The 20,959-nt window shown below is 74.0% G+C and carries 17 protein-coding genes; 8 read left to right on the top strand and 9 right to left on the bottom strand.

The genetic code is table 11. From position 1 onward, the window contains the following. Positions 1-135 precede the first annotated feature (135 nt). Entirely contained in the window at positions 136-609 is a 474-nt protein-coding gene (locus GL263_RS05305; RefSeq protein ID WP_182854392.1) for a bifunctional DNA primase/polymerase, read from the top strand. On the opposite strand, the gene GL263_RS05300 is transcribed toward GL263_RS05305, so the two are convergent. From GL263_RS05300 to GL263_RS05285, 4 genes are all read right to left on the bottom strand, one after another. Beyond that, positions 524-1,237 (bottom strand): phosphatase PAP2 family protein, encoded by a 714-nt coding sequence (locus tag GL263_RS05300; protein ID WP_323379252.1) that lies wholly within the window; start codon positions 1,235-1,237, stop codon positions 524-526. The two genes, GL263_RS05305 and GL263_RS05300, sit on opposite strands and share 86 nt — an antisense overlap. Before the next feature lie 237 nt (positions 1,238-1,474). Then, positions 1,475-2,155: a hypothetical protein gene (locus GL263_RS05295; protein ID WP_182854391.1), complete on the bottom strand. Its 681-nt coding sequence runs from the start codon at positions 2,153-2,155 to the stop codon at positions 1,475-1,477. Between the two features lie 114 nt (positions 2,156-2,269). Then, positions 2,270-3,499, bottom strand: coding sequence for an MFS transporter (locus GL263_RS05290; RefSeq protein ID WP_182854390.1), 1,230 nt, complete (start codon positions 3,497-3,499; stop codon positions 2,270-2,272). Beyond that, a complete protein-coding gene (locus GL263_RS05285) occupies positions 3,496-4,839 on the bottom strand; it encodes an NAD(P)-binding domain-containing protein (RefSeq protein ID WP_182854389.1) in 1,344 nt (447 codons plus the stop codon). Before GL263_RS05285 ends, GL263_RS05290 begins: the two co-directional genes overlap by 4 nt. Before the next feature lie 174 nt (positions 4,840-5,013). Here GL263_RS05285 and GL263_RS05280 point away from each other — a divergent pair, with 174 nt between their 5' ends. Further along, positions 5,014-5,373: an ArsR/SmtB family transcription factor gene (locus GL263_RS05280; protein WP_182854388.1), complete on the top strand. Its 360-nt coding sequence runs from the start codon at positions 5,014-5,016 to the stop codon at positions 5,371-5,373. 74 nt (positions 5,374-5,447) lie between these two features. Here the strand turns inward: GL263_RS05280 and GL263_RS05275 are convergent, their stop codons facing one another. From GL263_RS05275 to GL263_RS05265, 3 genes are read right to left on the bottom strand one after another with little or no spacing between them, the layout of a single operon-like run. Next, positions 5,448-6,506, bottom strand: coding sequence for an ArsO family NAD(P)H-dependent flavin-containing monooxygenase (locus tag GL263_RS05275; RefSeq protein WP_182854387.1), 1,059 nt, complete (start codon positions 6,504-6,506; stop codon positions 5,448-5,450). Continuing rightward, positions 6,503-7,597, bottom strand: coding sequence for an ACR3 family arsenite efflux transporter (arsB, locus tag GL263_RS05270; RefSeq protein ID WP_182854386.1), 1,095 nt, complete (start codon positions 7,595-7,597; stop codon positions 6,503-6,505). Before arsB ends, GL263_RS05275 begins: the two co-directional genes overlap by 4 nt. Then, entirely contained in the window at positions 7,594-7,902 is a 309-nt protein-coding gene (locus GL263_RS05265) for an ArsR/SmtB family transcription factor (RefSeq protein WP_182854385.1), read from the bottom strand. Before GL263_RS05265 ends, arsB begins: the two co-directional genes overlap by 4 nt. A 71-nt stretch (positions 7,903-7,973) precedes the next feature. Here GL263_RS05265 and GL263_RS05260 point away from each other — a divergent pair, with 71 nt between their 5' ends. The 3 genes from GL263_RS05260 to glsA all read left to right on the top strand — a co-directional run bounded on the left by GL263_RS05260 (position 7,974) and on the right by glsA (position 11,325). Beyond that, positions 7,974-8,609, top strand: coding sequence for an arsenate-mycothiol transferase ArsC (locus GL263_RS05260; RefSeq protein ID WP_182854384.1), 636 nt, complete (start codon positions 7,974-7,976; stop codon positions 8,607-8,609). A 49-nt stretch (positions 8,610-8,658) separates the two neighbouring features. Next, complete coding sequence (locus GL263_RS05255) at positions 8,659-9,087, top strand: arsenate reductase ArsC (protein ID WP_182854383.1); 429 nt, start codon at positions 8,659-8,661, stop codon at positions 9,085-9,087. Between the two features lie 435 nt (positions 9,088-9,522). Beyond that, the gene (gene glsA / locus GL263_RS05250) at positions 9,523-11,325 is read left to right on the top strand and encodes a glutaminase A (RefSeq protein WP_182854382.1); all 1,803 of its coding nucleotides are present in this window, start codon (positions 9,523-9,525) and stop codon (positions 11,323-11,325) included. A gap of 157 nt (positions 11,326-11,482) precedes the next feature. Here the strand turns inward: glsA and gabT are convergent, their stop codons facing one another. Continuing rightward, positions 11,483-12,835, bottom strand: coding sequence for a 4-aminobutyrate--2-oxoglutarate transaminase (gene gabT, locus GL263_RS05245; protein WP_182854393.1), 1,353 nt, complete (start codon positions 12,833-12,835; stop codon positions 11,483-11,485). Positions 12,836-13,282: 447 nt separating this feature from the next. Here gabT and GL263_RS05240 point away from each other — a divergent pair, with 447 nt between their 5' ends. Next, positions 13,283-15,628 (top strand): ATP-binding protein, encoded by a 2,346-nt coding sequence (locus tag GL263_RS05240; protein ID WP_182854381.1) that lies wholly within the window; start codon positions 13,283-13,285, stop codon positions 15,626-15,628. Between the two features lie 193 nt (positions 15,629-15,821). Then, the gene (locus GL263_RS05235) at positions 15,822-17,429 is read left to right on the top strand and encodes a PucR family transcriptional regulator (protein WP_182854380.1); all 1,608 of its coding nucleotides are present in this window, start codon (positions 15,822-15,824) and stop codon (positions 17,427-17,429) included. Positions 17,430-17,486: 57 nt separating this feature from the next. Here the strand turns inward: GL263_RS05235 and GL263_RS05230 are convergent, their stop codons facing one another. Next, positions 17,487-18,812, bottom strand: a complete 1,326-nt coding sequence (locus GL263_RS05230) for a M14 family metallopeptidase (protein ID WP_228456122.1) — start codon at positions 18,810-18,812, stop codon at positions 17,487-17,489. A gap of 301 nt (positions 18,813-19,113) precedes the next feature. Between GL263_RS05230 and GL263_RS05225 the strand changes: the two genes are divergently transcribed. Further along, positions 19,114-20,568, top strand: coding sequence for an aldehyde dehydrogenase family protein (locus GL263_RS05225; RefSeq protein WP_182854378.1), 1,455 nt, complete (start codon positions 19,114-19,116; stop codon positions 20,566-20,568). The last annotated feature ends 391 nt before the right edge of the window (positions 20,569-20,959 follow it).

Below are 20,959 nucleotides of genomic sequence, written 5' to 3'. Positions count from 1 at the left end.
GAATTCGAACATGAACCCCGGGTAACACCCGCCCGGTGAACTCGCCCACACCCGCGTAATGCCGGCCGCCCCACCCGCTCTCCCTGCTGGCCACCGCCCGAAGGCCGGGCGACGCAGTGGGAGAGGTTGGGACACATGAACGGCGAGACGGCGACCAGACGAGCGGTGGAATGGCTGGCCGCGGCGGCGCCCGACCCGGAGGAGTGCCGACAGCAGTGGGAGCGCAACCCGCTCGCCGTGACCCTGCTCCCGGCAGGACTGCACTGGGACGTGCTGATCCTCGCCGGCACGCTCGGCGGGCTCACTCTGGAGGTCCTGACCGGCCTCGTCGACCGGCCAGGCCCCGTACTCGCCGACTTCGGCGACTCACGCACCGGCTTCCTCGTCCCCTCGGGCACCGCCGCCCGCTGGCTCGGTACCGGAGTACGGGCCGCCGGCCGCGGCACCTGGATCGTCGTCCCCTATCCGGGCCGCCGAACCGGCGGCGTGCGCTGGCTCGTGCCCCCCGACGGCGACGGCACCCTCACCGACCCGGTGACCCTGGAGCTGGCGATGCACGAGGCCGCCGCCCGCCTGGCCGACGCCCACCGATCCGACGGCCACCGCTGAGCGAAGCCACCGCGAGCAGCAGCAGCCCGCCCAACGCGCAGCTGGCCAGCACGTCCAGCGGCCAGTGATACGCCCGGCGCACCAGACCGGCGCCGGTGGCCACCACAAGCAGCACGGCCACCGGCACCGGCATCCACCGCAGCACGGCCGACCGGGCCACCGACGACAACAGCAGCGCCGCACACCCGTAGGCCACCACGGCCGTCGCCGTGTGCCCGGAAGGGAAGTAGCCCGAACCCGTCACCGGACCCGGCCGGTCGAACAACACCTTCAACGGCACCACCAGCACCGGCACGGCCGCCATCGCCCCCGCGGCGCACACCACCGGCCGCCACCGACGCGTCCACCACCAGAACACGACCATCGAGGCGGCCAGCACCGGAAGCGCCACCGTCAGCGCCCCGAGATCGGCCGCCACCTGCGCCCGACCCCCGCCGTGGTCCTCCGGCGACGACTGCCGCCACCGCCGCGACACCGACTCGTCCCACACCGCCAACGGCCCGTCGACCGCCACCTGCCAACACACCACCACCAGCAGTACCAACGCGCCCGCCGCGAACAGCGGAAACCGCCCGGCGCGCGCACGCGCCGGGCGGCCCCCGGTGGTGTCGCCCGGGAGGCCGGTCACCGCACGCCCCGGGGGGTCTGGGGCGGACGGCCGTCCGGCTGTCCGGTGCTGGGCGGAAGCGCACGCCCCGCCCCGGAGCGGGCGGACCCCGTGCGCACCGACGGTTGCATCCGCCAGCACCGTACGACAGTGCCGACAACACCCGGCACCCCACCGGCCGAACACTCATCGCCCCCGCACAGGACCTTCACGCCCCCGGCGCAGCCGACCCCAGGCCGCTCGGCCCGCCCAGCCCGCTCAGCACAGAGCGGACGCCTCACCCTCCTCGCGGGTCGCCTCGCCGACCTCCACGGGCAGCACCTCGACCGTGGCGGTGGGCACGGCGACAACCGCGACAACAAGGCGGAGCGTCGCGGGCCCCATGTCGAGGTCCTCGCACCGCGTCTCCCCGCTCCTCGCCATGACCGCCAGCTCCCTGGCGATCCACTCCTCGGCCCGCTCCGCATCGACACCTTCCACCTCGGCCGCCGTCACACAGTCGCCGAAGAACGAGTCGGTGCGTTCCGGAAGTTCCCCGCTCTCGGCAGCGCCCAACACGGCGCACCCCGTCAGAAGAAGCTCCCGGTCGGCGTCGGCGACCGCGTTGGCGCCGTACAGCGGATCGCCGGGCTCGAAGGCGGTCTGACCGGTCCAGCTCAGCACCGGCCCGACCACCGGATGCGACGGCCTCCGCTCCTCCTCCTCGTCCCACTCGATCCCGTGCGCCTCCATCGTCTCCACCCACGCGTCGACGTCCCCCGGCAACGGCGGCCACTCCTCGACCTCCGGCCCCGCCACGGCCGCCCTCACCTGCGCGGCGGAGCCACTGTCCGCACTCACGACACCCGGCGCCAGGCCACCCGCCACCAGCCCGGCGGTGACGCCGGCCGCCAGCGCCACCCGCCGGACGAACACCCGGCACCTCGTCACCGTGCGCATGCCTCCATCATGCGCCCCCGCTCGGCCGACGGCCCCGCGACGGCGGAATCCACCACGTGCGTCGACGCCCGGCGCGGCGCCCTCCCTGTTCGGCGGCTGCTCCCGTTCGACCTTTCAGCGCCGAGCGGGCGGCTGGACGCGGGTGCCCAGGCCGCAGAGGGCGGCGAGTGCGCTGAGGAGGGCGAGGAAGACGAAGAGGCCGGGGTAGCCGCCGAGTGGAGCCGTCAGGAGGGCGCCGGCGAAGGGGCCGAGGGCGATGGCCACGGTGGCCGGGGCCGCGAGCAGGCCGGAGAGCCGGCCGTAGTGCGTCGCGCCCCAGCGGTCGGTGACCGCGGTGGCCTTCAGGAGGGTGAGGTTGCCGCGCACCATCCCGGCCACCATCGACACGGCGACCAGGAGCGCGTAGGGGCCGGGCACCACCGCGAGCGCGGCGGTGGTGACGCCTCCCAGGCCCAGCAGGATCGTCGTCCGCGCGGTCACGGTGGTGTGGCGGGCGACGCCGGAGTAGAGGACGCGGCCCAGGGTCTGTCCTGCGCCGCCCAGACCGAGCGCCCAGGCGGCCTCGGTGCTGCTGAAACCACGCTCGAGCAGCAGCGGCACCAGGGCGACGACCACCGCGAACAGAGCGAACGTGGAGAGTGTGAAGGCCAGCGCGAGGAGCAGGAACTGCCGGCTGCGCGCGACCGGCCCAGCCCCCTCGCCGGACTGGCCCCGGGGCGCGGGCGGGGCGGCCGGCCAGGGCCCGCGGAGGGCCAGGGCGTGCGCGGGGATGGTCACCACCGCGAGTGCGCCGGCCAGCACCAGGTACGTGTCGCGCCACGACAGGTGCTCGGCCAGGAACGCGGTCAGCGGTGCGAAGACGGTGGAGGCGAGCCCGCCCGCGAGGGTGACGATCGTCAGCGCGCGGACGTGGTGGGGGGACCACCAGCGGGTCAGCGCGGCGAACGCGGGCTGGTAGAGGATGGCGGCCATCGCCGGCCCGGTCAGCGCCCAGCCGAGGAAGAACACCGGCAGGTTCGGGGCGGTCGCGAGGACCAGGAGACCCGCCGTGCCGAGGACCGACCCGACGGTCATGACCAGCCGTGGTCCACGCTGGTCCAGCGCGCGGCCCAGGGGCACGCCGGTGAGAGCCGAGAGGATCAGCGCCATCGAGAAGGCGGCGGTGGTCGCACCGGTGGACCAGCCGGTCGCGGCGGTGATCTGCGGGTTCAGGACGGGGAACGCGTAGTAGAGGACGCCCCAGCCGGTGATCTGGGTGAGGCAGAGGGCGGGCAGGGCGGCGCGGGGCCGCGACCGTTCCCCCGGACCGGTCGCGGCCTCCTGCGGCGGGTGGACGGTGGTCACGAGCCGCAGCAGCCTCCGCCCTGGCCGGCGGTGACGGGCTCGGCGTTCCCGGAGGTGGCGACGGAGGTCAGCGGCAGGCCGGCGCCGCCGCACACGCCGGTTTCCGGCAGGGTCAGTTCGACGTTGTCGGCGGAGGCGAGGTCGCCGGCGAGGGCGGCGGCGACGGAGCGGACCTGCTCGTAGCCGGTGAGGGCGAGGAACGTGGGAGCGCGGCCGTAGGACTTCATGCCGACGAGGTACACGCCCTGCTCGGGGTGGGACAGTTCGCGGTGGCCGTGCGGGTAGACCGTGCCGCAGGAGTGCTGGTTGGGGTCGATCAGGGGAGCGAGGGCCACCGGGGCCTGGAGCCGCTCGTCGAGCGCGAGCCGCAACTCGGAGAGGAAGGACAGGTCGGGGCGGAGGCCGGTGAGGACGACGACCTCGTCCACCGGGTCGAGTTGACGTCCGTCTTCGCCGACCAGGACAGGACGGCCGTCCGCCGTGCGTGTGATCTCCGTGGTGCGGAAGCCGGTGACGGCCTCGGCGTGCCCGGCCTCGACGGCCGCCTTCGCCGCGAGCCCGAGCGCGCCGCGGGCGGGAAGCTGGTCCGCCTCGCCCCCGCCGAACGTGTTCGCGGAGATTCCGCGCCGCAGCACCCACACGGTCTTGGTGTCGGTTCCCTCCCCGGTCCGCGCGAGATCGGCGAGGGAGGCCAGCGCGGTGAAGGCGGAGGCGCCGGAGCCCAGGACGGCGGTCCGTCGGCCCGCGTGGCGGGCGCGGACGGCCGGGTCGTCGAAGTCGGGTACGCGGTAGGTGACGTGGTCGGCGGCCGTGTGCTCGCCGAGTGCGGGCAGGCCGTCCGCGCCGGCGGGGCTCGGCGTGCGCCAGGTGCCCGAGGCGTCGACGACCGCGCGGGCGTACAGCCGCTCCTGCCGCCCGTCCGCGTGGTCGACGTGGACGACAAACGGCTGGGTCTCGCGCTCGGCGTCGAGCACCCTGTCCCGGCCGGCGCGGGCGACGCCGGTGACGGTGGCCCCGTAGCGGACGTGCTCGCCGAGCGCGTCGGCGAGCGGCTGGAGGTAGTGCTCGGCCCAGTCGCGGCCGGTCGGGTAGCTCGCGGCGTCCGGCCGGACCCACCCGGTGGGGGCGAGCAGCTTCTCCGCCGCCGGGTCGACGACCTCTCCCCAAGGGGAGAACAGCCGCACATGACCCCACTCGCGTACGGCGGCCCCGGCGGCCGAGCCGGTCTCCAGGACCAGCGGCTCCAGCCCGCGGTCGAGAAGGTGGGCGGCGGCGGCCAGTCCGACGGGGCCGGCCCCGACGACCACGACGGGCAGGTGCTCGGTGGCGGTGGCGTTCACAACGACTCCCTCTGATTCGACATCTGTCGATAGCGTGTGAGGTCAGCCTGGCACCTGATTTGATGAACGTCAACATAGAGGGATGTCGAATCAGTGAGCTGCTCGCGTCCTGCCGCGGTGCGGTGCGGGCGGCGGCTTGTCCCGCCCCGGTTCGACGCGTGTCAATATGGCTGTATGTCGAACGTCGAGTCGCTGCCGCTGGCGGTCACGGGGGCCGGGGCGGCCCCGTGCTGTCCGCCGCTGACCGAGCGCCCGTACAGCGCCGAGGAGGCCGAGACGGCCGCCCGGATGTTCAAGGCGCTGGGAGACCCGGTGCGGTTGCGGCTGTTCTCCCTGGTCGCCTCCCACGAGCGCGGGGAGGCCTGCGTCTGCGACATCTCCGACGTCGGCGTCTCCCAGCCGACCGTCTCCCACCACCTGAAGAAGCTCCGCGAGGCCGGACTGCTCACCTCGGAGCGACGCGGCACCTGGGTCTACTACCGGGTGGCGCCCTCGGTCCTGACCGGAATGGGCCGGCTGCTCGGCTCCCGCTGAGACGCCTTGGGGCGGCGACCTCGGGGGTGCGGCCTCGGGAGTGCAGCCTTGGGGCGGCGAGGCCGCCGCTCGTCTCAGCGCGGCATGTCGGCGATCTGTCGTGCCGCGTCCCGCGCCGGTCGGCCGACGCCGATCAGGGTGGCGGAGGCCGCCCCCGTCCAGTCTCCGTAGCCGAGCAGATGCAGGCGCGGTTCGCCGAGGGCACGGGTGCCGTCGGTCGCGATGTGGCCTTGGGGCCCCCGCAGGCCGAGAGGTGCCAGGTGGGACAGTGCGGGCCGGAAGCCGGTGCACCACACGACGGCGTCGACCCGGGTGCGGTCGCCGCCAGGCCACTCCGCGCCGGTGGTCGTGAGCCGGGTGAACGTCGGGCGCCAGGCGAGCAGTCCGGCATCCCGGGCGGCGCGCACCGGGGGTACGGCGACGATGTCGCCGAGGGAGGCGACGCCGCCGGTGTCCGCGCGGCCCGCGTCGAGTGCCCGGCGGCGCGCGGTGGCGACGTCGAACAGTGCCCGGCCGTCGACCTCGTCGGGCAGGAACTGCGGCGGCCGGCGGGTCGCCCACGTGGTGGCGACGCCGGACAGGGCGAGGTCGGCGGCGATCTGCGCACCGGAGTTGCCGCCTCCCACGACGAGCACGCTCCGCCCTTCGAACTCGGCGGGGTCGCGGTAGTCGACGGTGTGCAGCTGGCGGCCGGTGAAGTCCGCCCGCCCGGGGACGGCCGGCAGGAACGGCCGTGACCAGGTGCCGGTGGCGCTGACGACGGCGCGGGCCCGCCACTCCCCGGTGTCGGCGAGCACCCGCAGCCGGTCGCCGTCGCGGTGCACGGCGTGCACGCCCGTGCCGCGCAGCACGGGCAGCTCATAGCGCTTCTCGTAGTCGGCGAGGTACTCCACCACGTGCGTGGCGGTCGGGTAGGTCTCGCCGGGCTGCGCGGGCATCAGCCGGCCGGGGAGGGAGGAGTGGTCGGCGGGGGAGAAGAGGCGCAGCGACTCCCAGCCGTCCTGCCAGGCGCCGCCCGGCGTGGTCCGCGCGTCCAGGACGACGTGGTCCACGCCGAGTCGGCGCAGGTGGTAGCCGGCGGCGAGCCCGGACTGGCCGCCGCCGACCACCACCACGTCGGTGTTCGAGGTCATGAACCCGTCTGTACCGAGGTGAACTTGCGGCGCCAGGCGAGCGAGACGTAGACCAGCGCCACGAGCACGGGCACCTCGATCAGCGGGCCGACGACCCCCGACAGGGCCTGGCCGCTGGTCACGCCGAAGGTCGCGATGGCAACGGCGATGGCCAGCTCGAAGTTGTTGCCCGCCGCCGTGAACGCCAGCGTGGTCGTGCGGTCGTAGGCCAGCCCGATGGCCTTGCCGAGGGCGAAGCTGCCGAACCACATCAGGGCGAAGTAGACCAGCAGCGGGACCGCGATCCGGGCGACGTCCAGCGGCTGGGAGGTGATCGTCTTCCCCTGGAGCGCGAAGAGGATCACGATCGTGAACAGCAGCCCGTACAGCGCCCAGGGGCCGATCCTCGGCAGGAACTCGGACTCGTAGCGCTCACGACCCAGCCTGCGCTCGCCGAACCGGCGGGTGAGGAAGCCGGCGAGCAGCGGCACGCCGAGGAAGATCACCACGTTGAGCGCGATCTTCCACATGGAGATGTCCAGGTGGTCGCCGTCGCCGAGGCCGAGCCAGCCGGGCAGCAGGTCCAGGTAGAACCAGCCGAGCACGCCGAACGCCACTACCTGGAAGACGGAGTTGAGCGCCACCAGCACCGCCGCGGCCTCCCGGTCGCCGCAGGCCAGGTCGTTCCAGATGATGACCATCGCGATGCAGCGGGCGAGGCCGACGATGATCAGGCCGGTGCGGTACTCCGGCAGGTCGGCGAGGAAGATCCAGGCGAGCGCGAACATCACGGCCGGGCCCAGCACCCAGTTGATCACCAGCGAGGCGATCAGCAGTTTGCGGTCGCCGGTGACCGTGTCGAGCCGGTCGTAGCGGACCTTGGCCAGGACCGGGTACATCATGATCAACAGGCCGAGCGCGATGGGCAGCGAGATGCCGCCGATCTCGACGGCGGCGAGCGCGTCGTTCATCCCGGGGACCAGCCGGCCGAGGCCGAGGCCGACCGCCATGGCGGCGAGGATCCAGACGGCGAGGAAGCGGTCGAGCGTCGACAGTTTGGCGACGACGGAGGGCGCCTCGGGCGCGGGCGCCGGCGCTTCGGTGCGGGTCACGGGCAGGCTCTCTTGTTGTCGGCCGCATGGCGGGCGGTCTCGGCCAGTTCGGCGAACCGGCCGGCGAGCGAGGCGATGACGTCCGGACGGAGCTTGTAGTAGGTGAAGCGTCCGCACGGCTCGGTCTCCACGACCCCGGCCTCGCGCAGGACTCTCAGGTGGTTGGAGAGGTTGGTCTGCCGGGCACCGGTCTCCTCCACGAGGTGGGTGGTGCACAGCGTCTCCCGCGCGAGCAGGGTCACGATCTGGAGCCTGAGCGGGTCGGCGAGCACCCGGATCAGGTCAGTGTCGACTGACGTCAGCATGGACTGATACTGTCACATCACCCGGCACTGATACCAGCCGGGGTTCCGAAGGGCCCGTCGAAGGGGTCTCCATGACCATCCCGTCCGCCACCGAACTGCCCGACGAGCGCCTGGCCGCCGGCGCGGCCCGGTTGGCCGTGCGACACGCCGGCCGGTTCTCGCCCGAGACCGTCCGCGACCTGCTCGCCGACTCCTACCGCCGCCTGGCCGAACCCGCACGGGTCCGCACCCACCTCGTGGTGCTCGCCGAACGGCTGACCGAGGAGCGGCTGGCGGCCCTGGCGCACGTCACGTCCGACCCCGGCGAAGGCCCGCGGCGCGTCCTGTTCGTCTGCAGCCGCAACGCCGGCCGCTCCCAACTCGCCGCCGCGCTGCTGACCCACCGCGCGGCCGGCCGCGTCACCGCCACCTCGGCCGGTACCGAGCCCGCGTCCGAGGCCGATCCGGGCGTGGCCCGGGTGCTCGCGGAACTCGGCGTGGACCTCGCAGAGGTGTTCCCGAAGCCGCTCACCGACGAGGTGGTCCGGGCCGCCGACATAGTGATCACCATGGGCTGCGGCGACGCCTGCCCCGTGGTGCCCGGCCGCCGCTACCTCGACTGGCCGGTGGCCGACCCCGAGGGCGCCCCGCCCGCCACCGTGCGACGCATCCGCGACGACATCGACGCACGCGTCACCGAACTGCTCGCCACCCTCACGGACCGCTGAACCTCCCTTCCCCACACCGTCGTTGAACAACCCAGACAAGGAAACACACATGTCCTCCGCCCCGCTCGCCTCCGTGCTGTTCGTCTGCGTCCACAACGCCGGTCGCTCGCAGATGGCCGCCGGGTTCCTGAACCACCTCGCGGGAGACCGGATCGAGGTCCGCTCCGCCGGGTCCGTCCCGGCCGACCAGGTGAACCCGGCCGCCGTGGCGGCGATGGCCGAGGTCGGCGTCGACATCGCCGACCAGCAGCCCAAGGTGCTCACCACCGAGGCCGTCCAGGCCTCCGACTACGTCATCACGATGGGCTGCGGCGACGCCTGCCCGTTCTTCCCCGGCAAGCGCTACCTCGACTGGGCCCTGGAGGACCCGGCCGGCAAGGGCGTGGACTCCGTCCGCCCCATCCGCGACCAGATCAGGACCCTGATCGAAGACCTCATCGCCGAGATCGACAACAAGCGCCCCGAGCCGAACGCGTAAGCCACGCGGGCCGAGTCGCGGCCGTGTCCCGCCGCGGTTCACCGTCGACCGGCGGACCGCCCTCCACCAGGCCCTGGCCACCGGGCCTCTCCGGCCGGAGCGCCGGTGGTCGGGCCGCTCTCCCCAGAGGCGACGGAGGCAGCCGTCTCGCGGCGTCAGCCGGCGCGTGGCCGCCCGCCCGACCACCCTGCGCGGCCGGCTCCGCGGGCTGTGAGCGACAACGCGCCATCACCGCTACCGGCCGGAAGCGGCCACGACGGACGCACGACATCCCGTCGGCCCCTCCCGGGCGACTCCCTCGACGGACGGTTGGCCGCCGTGCCGCCGGCGGAGGTTCCCCGTGGCCGCGGGAACGGTCCGGCGGACCATGCGACCCGTACGGCGCGCGGGCGGCCGCAGCGCCGGGTTCGGGGCGTCAGGTGGCACATTGATGTCATGCGTAGCCCAGTGCAGCAGTACCTCGAGGCCATCGTCGAGCAGTGCGCGGGGACGGACGGCGAGGTGGCCGGGTACATTCCGGAGCTGGCCGCCGCCGACCCGGACCAGTTCGCGCTGGCGCTCGCCACCGTGGACGGACACGTCTACGAGGTCGGCGACATCGGAGCGCGGTACAGCATCCAGTCGATCTCCAAGCCCTTCACCTACGCGCTCGCCCTCGCCGACCAGGGCAGGAAGGCGGTGGCGGAGAAGGTGGACGTGGAGCCCTCCGGCGAGGCGTTCAACGAGATCAGCCTGGCTTCCGGAACCGGCCGGCCGCGGAACCCGATGATCAACGCCGGGGCGATCACCACGGCGTCCCTGGTAGCGGGGGCGGACGCCGAGGAACGCTTCCGGCGGGTCCGCGCGTGGTACAGCGACTTCGCGGGCCGCGAACTCGGCTTCGACGAGGCGGTCTACGCCTCGGAACTGGCGACCGCCCACCGCAACCGGGCGATCGCACATCTGCTGCGCGAGTTCGGCATCCTGCGGGGCGATCCCGAGCCGACACTCGACCAGTACATCCGGCAGTGCTCCGTCGCGGTCGACACCCGGGACCTGGCACTGATGGCCGCGACCCTGGCGAACGGCGGGGTGCAGCCCCGCTCGGGCCGACGCGTGCTGCCGGCGACGGACGTGGAGCAGGTGCTGAGCGTCATGGCGACCTGCGGCATGTACGACGCCGCCGGGGACTGGCTGTCCACCGTGGGCATGCCCGCCAAGAGCGGCGTGAGCGGTGGCATCATCGCCATCCTGCCCGGCCAGGCCGGGCTCGCGGTGTTCTCGCCGCGGCTCGACGCGCACGGCAACAGCGCGCGCGGGGTGGCGGTGTGCGAACGGATGTCCCGCGACATGGAGATGCATCTGATGCACGTCGGCCGGACCGCTCGCACCGCGGTCCGCGCGGCCTACCCGCTCTCGCGGTCGACGTCGCGTCGTCGTCGCGCCGAAGCCGACCAGGAGGTCCTGGACCGGGTCGGCCACAGGTGCCGGATCTACGAGCTCCACGGGGACCTGCTGTTCGCCGGGGCGGAGAGCATCGTGCGCTCCGTCGTGACGGACGAGCCCGAGCTCGCCGTGCTGGACGCCCGCCGCATCGACGACGTCACCGACGTCGCACGGGTGACCCTCCTGGCCCTGCGCGACACCCTGCGCGAGGCCGGCTCCGAGGGCGTGCTCGTCGATCCGCACGGGGTGCTCCCGGACCCCGACGCCGGGCGGGAGTCGGCCTCGCACGTCTTCCCCGACCTCGACGCGGCGGTGCGGTGGTGTGAGGACGAACTGCTGCGCCGTCATGCGGGAGGCCCGTCCGAGGACGTCGACCACGCCCTGGTACGCGAGCATCCGCTGCTGCGGGACCTGTCCCCGGCCGCCCGCGAGCGGGTGGACGCGGCGCTGGAGAGAGTCGGTTTTGCGGCGGGCGAGGTGGTGCTGCCCGCCGGGGTCCCGTTCGCGGGGGTGCACATCATCGTCAGCGGCGAGGCCGTGGCGACGGTGGACGGCGCCGACGGGCGGCCGCGCACCCTGGTCACGATGACCGCGGGCACCTCCTTCGGTGAACTCGCGCTCGGTACCGGCGGCGTCCAGGAGACCTGTATCCGCGCCGCGCGGGACCTGGAACTGCTGCGCCTGTCCGCCGCGAGCCTGGACCGCATCACCGCCGAGGAGCCGGTACTCGCCGTGGAGGTCTGGCGCGCCATGACCCGGGACGGCTACCGGGTCGCCGACCGCGCCCTGCGGGCGGGCCTCGACCGCGGCTGAACCCCCCCCGTCGGGGACACGAGGAGCTGACCTCTGGCCCTCTGCGGCTGGTTGTCGCGGCGTCCCGGAAGTGGAAACGGCCGGGCCCCGGCGGTGGGTTGGTCCACCGCCGGGGCCCGGCCGGGTGTCGTGCTACGGCGACGTCATGTCGCCACGCTCACGCCAGCTCGGCGAGGGCGTTCTCGAGGAGGTCGAGGCCCTCGTTCAGGAGGTCCTCGCCGATGACCAGCGGGGGCAGGAAGCGGATCACGTTGCCGTAGGTGCCGGTGGTGAGGATCAGCAGGCCGGCCTGGTGGCAGGCCTTGGCCAGCGCGGCGGTGACGTCCGCCGCCGGCTCCTTGGTGCCCGGGCGGACCAGCTCGATCGCGATCATCGCGCCGCGGCCGCGGATGTCGCCGATGACCGGGTACTGCTCGGCCATCTTGCGCAGGCGCGGCTTCATGACCTCCTCGATGCGGCGGGCCTTGCCGTTGAGGTCCAGCTCGCGCATCGTCTCGATGGCGCCGAGCGCACCGGCGCAGGCGACGGGGTTGCCGCCGTAGGTGCCGCCGAGGCCGCCGGCGTGCGCGGCGTCCATGATCTCGGCGCGGCCGGTCACGGCGGCCAGCGGCAGGCCGCCGGCGATGCCCTTGGCGGTGGTGATCAGGTCGGGGACGATGCCCTCGTCCTCGCAGGCGAACCACTGGCCGGTGCGGCAGAAGCCGGACTGGATCTCGTCCGCGACGAAGACGATGCCGTTCTCCTTGGCGAACTCCGCGATGCGCGGGAGGAAGCCCTTGGCCGGCTCGATGAAGCCGCCCTCGCCGAGCAGCGGCTCGATGATGATCGCGGCGACGTTGGTGGCGCCGACCTGCTTGGTGATCTGGTCGATGGCCTGCGCCGCGGCCTCCTCGGCGCAGTTCTCCGGGCCGGTCAGCCAGCGGAAGGGGTAGGCCAGCGGCACCCGGTAGACCTCGGGCGCGAACGGGCCGAAGCCGTGCTTGTACGGCATGCTCTTGGAGGTGAGCGCCATGGTCAGGTTGGTGCGGCCGTGGTAGCCGTGGTCGAAGACGACAACGGCCTGGCGGCCGGTGTACGCGCGGGCGATCTTGACGGCGTTCTCCACCGCCTCGGCGCCGGAGTTGAAGAGCGCGGTCTTCTTGTCGTGGTCGCCCGGCGTCAGCTCGGCGAGCTGCTCGGCGACCTCCACGTAGCTCTCGTACGGGGTCACCATGAAGCAGGTGTGGGTGAAGTCGGCGAGCTGCTCGGTCGCGCGGCGCACGACGGCCTCGGCGCTGTTGCCCACGGAGGTCACGGCGATGCCGGAGCCGAAGTCGATGAGGGAGTTGCCGTCGACGTCCTCGATGATGCCGCCGCCGGCGCGCTTGACGTAGACCGGGAGCACGTTGCCGACGCCGTCGGCGACCGCGCGCTGCTTGCGGGCGGCCAGCTCCTGCGACTTCGGGCCGGGAATCGCGGTGACGACCCGCCTCTCCTGGGGGAGGGAGGGGCCTCCGGACAGGTCTGACATGGGGGTCGAAGCGGTCATCGCGCTCTCCTTGGGCAAAACGGGGGTGTGCTGCTCGCTTCTCGCAGGCTAGGGGCAGCGGGTGCCGTGAGACATGCACCGCTGAGGAGAAGTGTCCGTGTCGTGTTGGCCGCGGCGGACAGAAGCGGGCGCTCGTGCCGGGGAGGGCCCCGGGGGCCGCCGGCGGGCGGCGGCCGTGCGGCGGTCGGGCGGAGACCGCGCGCCGGGCGTGTGGTGTGCGGGCGGAGGCCCTTCAACTGGGGCCGTGCTCCTCTAGATTGGTGGCCGCGACGCATACGGAGCACACGAAGCACACGCACGCACGAGACACCGCGTCCGGTCGGTGGTCAGGGGGCAGGGCAGCAGATGAGCGCGGAAGCGGGACGTGGCGGAGCCGAACGCGAGGCCGTGGCGAGGCCCCCCGGGCCGCGTACCCCGCCGGTTCCGCCGATGCCCGGCCACGCCCCGGAGGTGGGCGCCGCGCCGCTGGTGCGGTGGCTGCGGGCGCCGCGTCCGGAGGTGGACCCGGGGCTGTGGCGGCGGGGGCACCGGGCCGGGCCGGCCGAGGAGCCGGAGCGGGTCGGCGACCGGCAGCTGCTCGGCGGCGCGGTGCTCGCGCTGCTGGTGGGGCTGCTGGTGTGGTCGCTGTGCTGGAACGGCTACATCAGGGTGTGGCTGTGGCCGCTGCTGTGGCTGACGCCGCAGGAGTGGCGGAAGCCCGGCGGTGACATCGAGGCGTTCGACACCGCCTCCCGGCTCTACTACGTGCTGTTCGCCGGGCTGCTGCTGTGGCTGTGCGGGCGGTTCGGCCGTTGGCGGCAGGTGTGGCGGCGGTTCGCGCCCGAGCCGTGGCGGCGTGCCGGGGCGCTGCTCGGGGCGCCGTCGGCCGCGTTGCGGCCGTACCGCCGGGCGCTGCTCGCGCTGCTGGGGGCGGTGTTCGTCGGGCTGATGTGCGCGAGTGGTGCCTGGACGTTCTGGCTGGAGCCGGGCTGGGCGCTCACGCCGGACGAGTGGCACACCATGGAGCCGGTCGCGGGGCTGGTCTTCTTCAACGTCTACTACCTGCTGTCCGCGCTGCTGCTGCTGGCGCTCGCCGCCTGGGCAGGCGGCTGGCGCGACGCGTGGCGGCGGCTGCGCGGACGCGGCGGTGAGCCGCCCGCGAAGGAGTGGGCGCCGATGCCGGAGCGGGCCGCGCCCGAGGAGCTGGAACGCTGGCCGGAGCTGCGTGCCGCCGGCCTCCCGGCGGAGGCGGACCTGCTCACTCGGGAGGTCCGCGAGGGCCGCCTGGGGGACGTGGACTACGTCCGCATCGAACGGGTGTGGCGGCAGGTGCGCTCGCGGCCCGCGGCGCTCGCGGAGTTCGCCGCCGAGGTGCGGGCCCGTGGCGCCGCCGCGTACGAGCATCCCTCCGGCACCCGCGACCTCGCGGTGCGGACCGCCACCCACGACCTGCTCACCGGCCAGGTGCGGATCGGGGCGGCGGTGGACGACTCCCGGAACGCCTTCCGCTACCGGGGGCGTGCGCTGGCGCTCGACCCCCGCCTGCTCGGCACCTCGCTGCTGGCCGTCGGCCCGCCCGGGTCGGGCAAGACGGCCCGGTTGGTGCGGCCGGTCGTCGAGGCGCTGTGCCTGCAGGCGCTCAGCGGTCAGGCCGCCGTGGTCGCGGTGGGTGCCGCTCGGGCCGCGCTCGGGCCCGACGACGGCTTTGACGTGGTCATCCGGTTCGGCGATCCGCGTTCCCGCCACGACCTGGACCTCTACGCCGGGGTGGAGGACCCGGACGAGGCGGCGGCGCTGCTCGCCGAGGCGCTGGTCGGGGCGGAGGAGCCGGCGACCGTCCGGGCGGCGGCCACGGCGCTCGGCCAGCTGCTCGGGCCGTACCGCGCCGCGCACGACCGCTTTCCCGGCGTGCGGGAGCTCCGGGAGCTGCTGGACGGTTCGCCGGTCGCGTTCGCCGCGCTGCGCGAGGCGTTGGAGGCGGCCGGCGAGTACGGCGCGCGGCGGGACCTGGTCGCGCGTGAGCGGCAGGCGGCCGAGGCCGGTGACGTCGGACGGCTGCTGGCGGACCGGGTCGCCCTGCTGACCCGGCCGGCGTTCGACGGCTTCCTGGAGGGGCGGGGCCGTCCGGGCGGGCCGCCGCCGTTCTCGCTGAGCGCGCTCCAGCATCCGCTGCGGGTGCGGATCGACCTGCCCGAGCGCGGCAACCAGGAGGCGGCCCGGATCCTGACCAGGCTGCTGCTCGCCCAGTTCACCGCCGGGGTGACCGGCCGCCACGACCGTTCGCTGTTCGCCGCGCTCGTGCTGGACGACGCGACGCACGCGGTGACGCCGGAGGCCGTGCGGGGGCTGCGGCAGCTGCGGGCCGCGAACGCGGGGGCCCTGCTGACCCTGCGCACCCTGGACGACCTGCCGGAACGGCTGCGGACGGCGTTGGTGGGCTCGGTGGGCTGCCGGGTGGCGATGGCGGGCGTGAGCACCTGGGACGGGGAGGTGTTCGCGCAGGCGTGGGGCCGGGACTGGGTGAAGACGGAGGAGGTCACCCACAATCCGGACTTCTCCGGTGGCGTGGTGAAGCGCGCGCTGCGCGGGGTCCGGACGCTGTTCACCGGGGTGCGGGCGACCACCCGGTCGGTGACGGTGCGGTCCGTGCAGCGTGAGCGCTGGTCGGCGTCGGAGCTGGCGCACAAGGTGCCGCCCGGGCACGCCGTGCTGTCGCTGACCTCGGTGCGGGGGGAGGCGGGGCCACCGGTGCTGGCCCGGCTCGGCGCCGGGCGCGGGGACGGCTCGGAGGCGTGACCTCGCGGGCCCCTGTACGCTGTGGCACGGTGATGGTGGGTACCCACTACTGATCGGCCAAAAACCGCCCGGAGGGGTGACGGCGTCACCGAGACGTTGACAGGACACGTGCGCGTGCGGCCCCGTCGGTGACCGGCGTGCGTCCCGGTGTGTCCCGGCACCGGCGGACACGGAAAGGACCCGCGGAGGGAAGATGTCCCCCACCCTCGCCTCCCTCGTCCAGCACTCCTCGCTCCGGCTGGCGGTCCTCGCCGGTGAGGACCGCCTGGACGTGCCCGTGCGCTGGGCCCAGGTGAGCGAACTCCCGGACCCGACGCCCTGGCTGGACGGCGGCGAACTGCTGCTGATGACGGCCCTGAAGATCGACGCGGCCGACCCGGAGACCATGCGCGGCTACCTCCGCCGGCTGTCGGCGGCCGGTGTCGTGGGGCTGGGCTTCGCCGCCGGCGTGAACTACGAGCAGGTGCCGGACGCCCTCGTCGAGGCCGCGCGGGAGGCGGACTTCCCGCTGCTGGAGGTGCCGAGGCGCACCCCGTTCATCGCCATCGCCAAGGCCGTCTCGGCGGCGATCGCGGCGGAGCAGTACCGGTCGGTGACCGCGGGCTTCGAGGCGCAGCGGGAGCTCACCCGGGCCGCCCAGTCCGCGGAGGGGCCGGAGGTGCTGCTGGCCCGGCTGGCCGCGCACGTCGACGGCTGGGCCGCTCTCTACGACGCCTCCGGCTCACTGGTCTCGGCGGCGCCGGCCTGGGCGGCGCGGCGGGCGGGCCGGCTGGTGGACGACGTGGTGCGGCTGCACGGCAGACAGGCCCCGGCGAGCGCCGTGGTGAGCGGTTCGGAGGCCGACGACCGGGTCGAGTTGCAGACGGTCGGCGGCGGTCGCCGGGCCCGCGCGGTGCTGGCCGTGGGCACCGGCTCGCCGCTGGGGACGGCCGAACGCTACGCGGTCAACTCCGCGGTCGCGCTGCTGACGTTGACCACCGAACGCTCCCGGGCGCTGCACGACGCCGAGCAGCGGCTCAGCGCGGCGGTCCTGCGCATGCTGCTGTCCGGGGAGGACGGCCACGCGCGGGCCGTCGCCGGCAACCTGTACGGCACGCTGCTGGACACCCCACTGCGGGTGGTCGTCGCCGAGACCGCGCCGCAGTCCGGGGCCGAACCGCCGGACCCGGAGGCACCGGGCCCGCTGGAGGCGCTGGCCGACGCGGTGGAGTCCGCCGCCTCGCGCGGTGGTGAGTCGGTGCTCGCCGTGCCCGACGGCAGCCGGTTGGTGCTGCTCGTCGCCGACGGCGGGGGAGGGGCGGCCGCCTGCGCCGCGCACGCGAGAGGCGCGGAAGGGCTGGCCGTGGGCGTCTCGGCGCCCACCGGCATCGCCGCCGCGACCACCGCCTACAAGCAGGCCGAGCAGGCCCTGTCGATCGCCCGGCGGCGGGGCGCCTCGCTGGTGGAGCACGAGGAGATGGCCGCCGGCTCGGTGCTGCCGCTGCTCGCCGACGACGCGGTGCGGGCGTTCGCCGGCGGGCTGCTGCGCCCGCTGCACGAGCACGACGCCAGCGGGCGCGGCGACCTCGTCGCCTCCCTGCGGGCGTGGCTGTCCCGGCACGGCCAGTGGGACGCGGCCGCCGCCGACCTGGGCGTGCACCGGCACACGCTGCGGTACCGGATGCGCCGCGTCGAGGAGATCCTGGGCCGCTCGCTGGACGACCCGGACGCCCGGATGGAGCTGTGGCTGGCGCTGAAGGCCACCCACAGCGCCGAGCCGGACCGCTCACCGCCCGAGGCGGACGGGCGCCCGCGAGGTTGAGGGGACCCAGCCTCGCGGACGCCCGCGCTCACCTGCTCACGGCAGGACCGCCATCCGTCAGGACCGGCAGTACTGCGCCTCCTTGCCTATGGAGCGGTACATGCAGTCCGCGTTCTCCAGCAGGAGCAGCACGGCCTCCTTGTTGCGTGCGGTCTCCCGGTTGATCACGCTGCCGGGCGGGTAGAAGCCGCCACCGCTGCTGCTGCGCGGGTACATCTCGAAGGTGTACGAGAAGATCTTCTGGTCGCCCCACATCCAGTCGCCGATCGAGCCGTCGGTGATGTAGAGGTCGCTGGACTGCTGCGCGCGGTAGCCGTTGCTCCTGGCCATCGCCTGGCCGACGGCCGCGTGCGCGTTCCGGTCGTCCTGGGTGAGGCCGGGCGCGGTGTCGTTGTAGGTGAAGCCGTACGGCCACAGGACGAGTTCGCCGTAGGTGTGGAAGTCGATGTGCGCGCTGATCTGCTGCTTGCCGCCGACGATCCGGCTGCGCACGAAGTCCGCCACCACGCGGGTCTCGGGCGCCGAGTGCGCCGAGGGGCCGCGGTAGGTCTCGCTGCCCGGCGAGCCAGAGGAGCCGCCGCAGCAGCCCCAGCGGTAGGCCCAGTTGCGGTTGATGTCGGTGCCGACCGCCGTGCTGCCGGAGTTGGGCTGGCGGTTCTTGCGCCACATCCGGAAGCTGCCGCTGTCCTGGTCGTAGACCTTGCCGTCCGGGTTGATGGACGGGATGACCCAGATCTCCCGCTGGTCGAGCATGCGGGTGACCCGCTGCTCGCGGCCGTACTGCGAGGCGAGCTCCCGCAGGGTGTACAGGGCCATCTCGACGGTCAGGTGCTCGCGGGCGTGCATGTTGTGGGTGAGCAGCACCTCGGGCTTGTTCTCGTCGACCGCCACGTTGGAGCTGAGCTTGACGGCGATGATGTCCCGGCCCTGGTACGACTTGCCGATGACCTGCTTGCGCAGCAGGTTCGGGTACTGGGCGACGTAGGAGTCCACGGCCCGCATCATCGAGGCGTAGCTGTGGTAGTCCGACGGGGCGGAGGCGCTGACGTCGGCGCTCCTGCCCGGTGCCGGGAGGGCGGTCAGGTCGTAGCCGGCCTTGCGCAGCTTGGCGGCCAGCGACTTGTCGGCGGTGACGACCACCGAGTGGTCGGTCACCTCGTTGATGGCGGCACCCTGGGCGGACAGCCGGGTGCGTTCTGTTGCCGTGCGGACGCCCGAGACCTCGTACTGGTCGGGGGCCTGCCGCTGGTCGGCGGTGGGTGCCGGGGCGGAGTCCGCCGGGGCGGCGAGGGCCTGGGCGCCGAGCGGTACGGCCAGCGCGAGGGCGAGCAGGGCGGCGGACGCCGTCGTGCGACGGCCGCGTTTGGTCATGCGCATGCGCATCTCCTGGGATCTCCAGAGCGAGAAGGTGGGGGGTCTTGCGCGCGCGGCGTCGGGATCACACGTCGCGCGGCGACATCGTTGCGCGGTGTCATGTATTGGTCAATGACCCGCGCGGGCTATGGACCGCCGCCGACCCGCCCCTCGGGGCGGCACGCGCGCCCACGTCTACCGCCCACGTCTGCCAAAGCGGAGCGACACACCCCGGGACTGCTACGCGCCGGACAAGACCCTCCGCGCGGCCGTGCCCCTACGGTGGGTGGTAGGTACCAAACCCACGACATTCGGAAGGCCGGGATCCGCAGTGACTGAAGCGACTTCCCCGCACGCGTTCTGGCTCGCCGGCCGCGAGGCGACCGGCAACACCACCTTTGAGGTCACCTCCCCGTGGGACGGCCGCACCGTCGGCCACGTCAGCGTGCCCACCGACGAGCAGGTGGAGGAGGCCGTCGCCGCCGCGGCGGCCGTCGCCGAGGAGTTCGCGGCCACCCCCGCGCACGTCCGGGCCGCCGCGCTCGACCACGTCGTCACCCGGCTCGGCGAGCGCGCCGAGGAGATCGCGCAGCTCATCTCGGCCGAGAACGGCAAGCCGATCAAGTGGGCCAGGGGCGAGGTCGCCCGCTGCACCTCGGTCTTCCGCTGGGCCGCCGACGAGGCCCGCCGCTTCAACGGCGGCGACGCCCAGCGGCTGGACTCCGACGCCGGGGGCACCGGGCGGCTCGCCCTCACCCGCCGCTTCCCGCTCGGCACGGTCCTCGGCATCGCCCCGTTCAACTTCCCGCTGAACCTGTGCGCCCACAAGGTCGCCCCGGCCATCGCCGTCGGCGCGCCGATCATCCTCAAGCCGGCGCCCGCCACCCCGCTGTCCGGGCTGATCCTCGGCGAGCTGCTCGCCGAGACCGACCTGCCCGCCGGCTCCTGGTCCGTGCTCCCGGTCCCCAACGACCGGATGCCGGCGCTCGTCCAGGACGAGCGGCTGCCGATCATCTCCTTCACCGGCTCCGCGCCCGTCGGCTGGTCCATCCTGGACTCCGTGCCGCGCAAGCGCGTCACGCTGGAACTCGGCGGCAACGGCGCCGCGATCGTGCTGCCGGACTTCTCCTCCGAGGCCGACCTCGACTTCGCCGCCCAGCGCATCGCCACCTTCTCCAACTACCAGGGCGGCCAGTCCTGCATCTCCGTGCAGCGGGTGATCGCCGACGCCAGCGTCTACGACCGCCTGGTGCCCAAGGTCGTCGCCGCCATCGAGGCGCTCGCCACCGGTGACCCGGGCGACCCGGCCACCGACGTCGGCCCGCTGGTCAGCGAGGACGCCGCCAAGCGCGTCGAGTCCTGGGTCGACGAGGCCGTCGCCGCCGGCGCGAAGCTGCTCACCGGCGGCAAGCGGGACGGCGCCACCTACGCGCCCACCGCGCTGGAGAACGTGCCCGCCGACACCCGGCTCGGCTGCGAGGAGGTCTTCGGGCCGGTGCTCTCCTTCACCCGGGTCGACGGCGAGGAGGAGGCGTTCGCCGCGGCGAACGACTCCCAGTACGGCCTCCAGGCCGGCGTCTTCACCCACGACGTGCAGGCGGCCTTCCGCGCCCACCGCACGCTCGAGGTCGGCGGCGTGATCGTCGGCGACGTGCCGTCCTACCGCGCCGACCAGATGCCCTACGGCGGCGCCAAGCAGTCCGGCGTCGGCCGCGAGGGCGTGCGCTACGCGATGGAGGACTACACCTACGAGCGGGTGCTGGTCCTCACCGGCCTGGACCTCTAGTCCCACGCCGAAATCACGAAGGCCCGGTCCGGGACGCGACACCACTCGCGTCCCGGGCCGGGCCTTTCCGTCACCCGACCCCGCCCGCGCGGGCCGACCGGGCTGAACCGCGGGCCGACCGGGGGGCCCGTCTGCGCGGGGACTGGTACAGGACGGACGCATCGGGTACCACGGACAGACAGGACCGACCGGTGGAACACCGGCACCGCACCCCGACCGACGGCGAGGTGGCTCCCGCAATGACCGCGGCACCCGACAGCGCGACCGGCAGGCCCGTCTCCGAGCGCGAGGCGCGCCAGGTGGCCGAGGCGGCACGTGAACAGGATTGGCGCAAGCCGAGCTTCGCCAGGGAACTGTTCCTCGGCCGGTTCCGGCTCGACCTCATCCACCC

The sequence above is a fragment of the Streptomyces durbertensis genome, from assembly GCF_014156695.1.
Lineage (GTDB): Bacteria > Actinomycetota > Actinomycetes > Streptomycetales > Streptomycetaceae > Streptomyces > Streptomyces durbertensis.
This window is presented reverse-complemented; position numbering and strand designations above follow the sequence as displayed.

Bases quoted from the DNA above. Each gene is read 5' to 3' on its own strand.
- GL263_RS05305 (WP_182854392.1), top strand. From the start codon at position 136: ATGAACGGCGAGACGGCGACCAGACGAGCGGTGGAATGGCTGGCCGCG.
- GL263_RS05295 (WP_182854391.1), bottom strand. From the start codon at position 2,155: ATGCGCACGGTGACGAGGTGCCGGGTGTTCGTCCGGCGGGTGGCGCTG.
- GL263_RS05280 (WP_182854388.1), top strand. From the start codon at position 5,014: ATGTCGAACGTCGAGTCGCTGCCGCTGGCGGTCACGGGGGCCGGGGCG.
- GL263_RS05275 (WP_182854387.1), bottom strand. From the start codon at position 6,506: ATGACCTCGAACACCGACGTGGTGGTGGTCGGCGGCGGCCAGTCCGGG.
- GL263_RS05265 (WP_182854385.1), bottom strand. From the start codon at position 7,902: ATGCTGACGTCAGTCGACACTGACCTGATCCGGGTGCTCGCCGACCCG.
- GL263_RS05260 (WP_182854384.1), top strand. From the start codon at position 7,974: ATGACCATCCCGTCCGCCACCGAACTGCCCGACGAGCGCCTGGCCGCC.
- GL263_RS05255 (WP_182854383.1), top strand. From the start codon at position 8,659: ATGTCCTCCGCCCCGCTCGCCTCCGTGCTGTTCGTCTGCGTCCACAAC.
- glsA (WP_182854382.1), top strand. From the start codon at position 9,523: ATGCGTAGCCCAGTGCAGCAGTACCTCGAGGCCATCGTCGAGCAGTGC.
- gabT (WP_182854393.1), bottom strand. From the start codon at position 12,835: ATGTCAGACCTGTCCGGAGGCCCCTCCCTCCCCCAGGAGAGGCGGGTC.
- GL263_RS05240 (WP_182854381.1), top strand. From the start codon at position 13,283: ATGCCCGGCCACGCCCCGGAGGTGGGCGCCGCGCCGCTGGTGCGGTGG.
- GL263_RS05235 (WP_182854380.1), top strand. From the start codon at position 15,822: ATGTCCCCCACCCTCGCCTCCCTCGTCCAGCACTCCTCGCTCCGGCTG.
- GL263_RS05230 (WP_228456122.1), bottom strand. From the start codon at position 18,812: ATGCGCATGCGCATGACCAAACGCGGCCGTCGCACGACGGCGTCCGCC.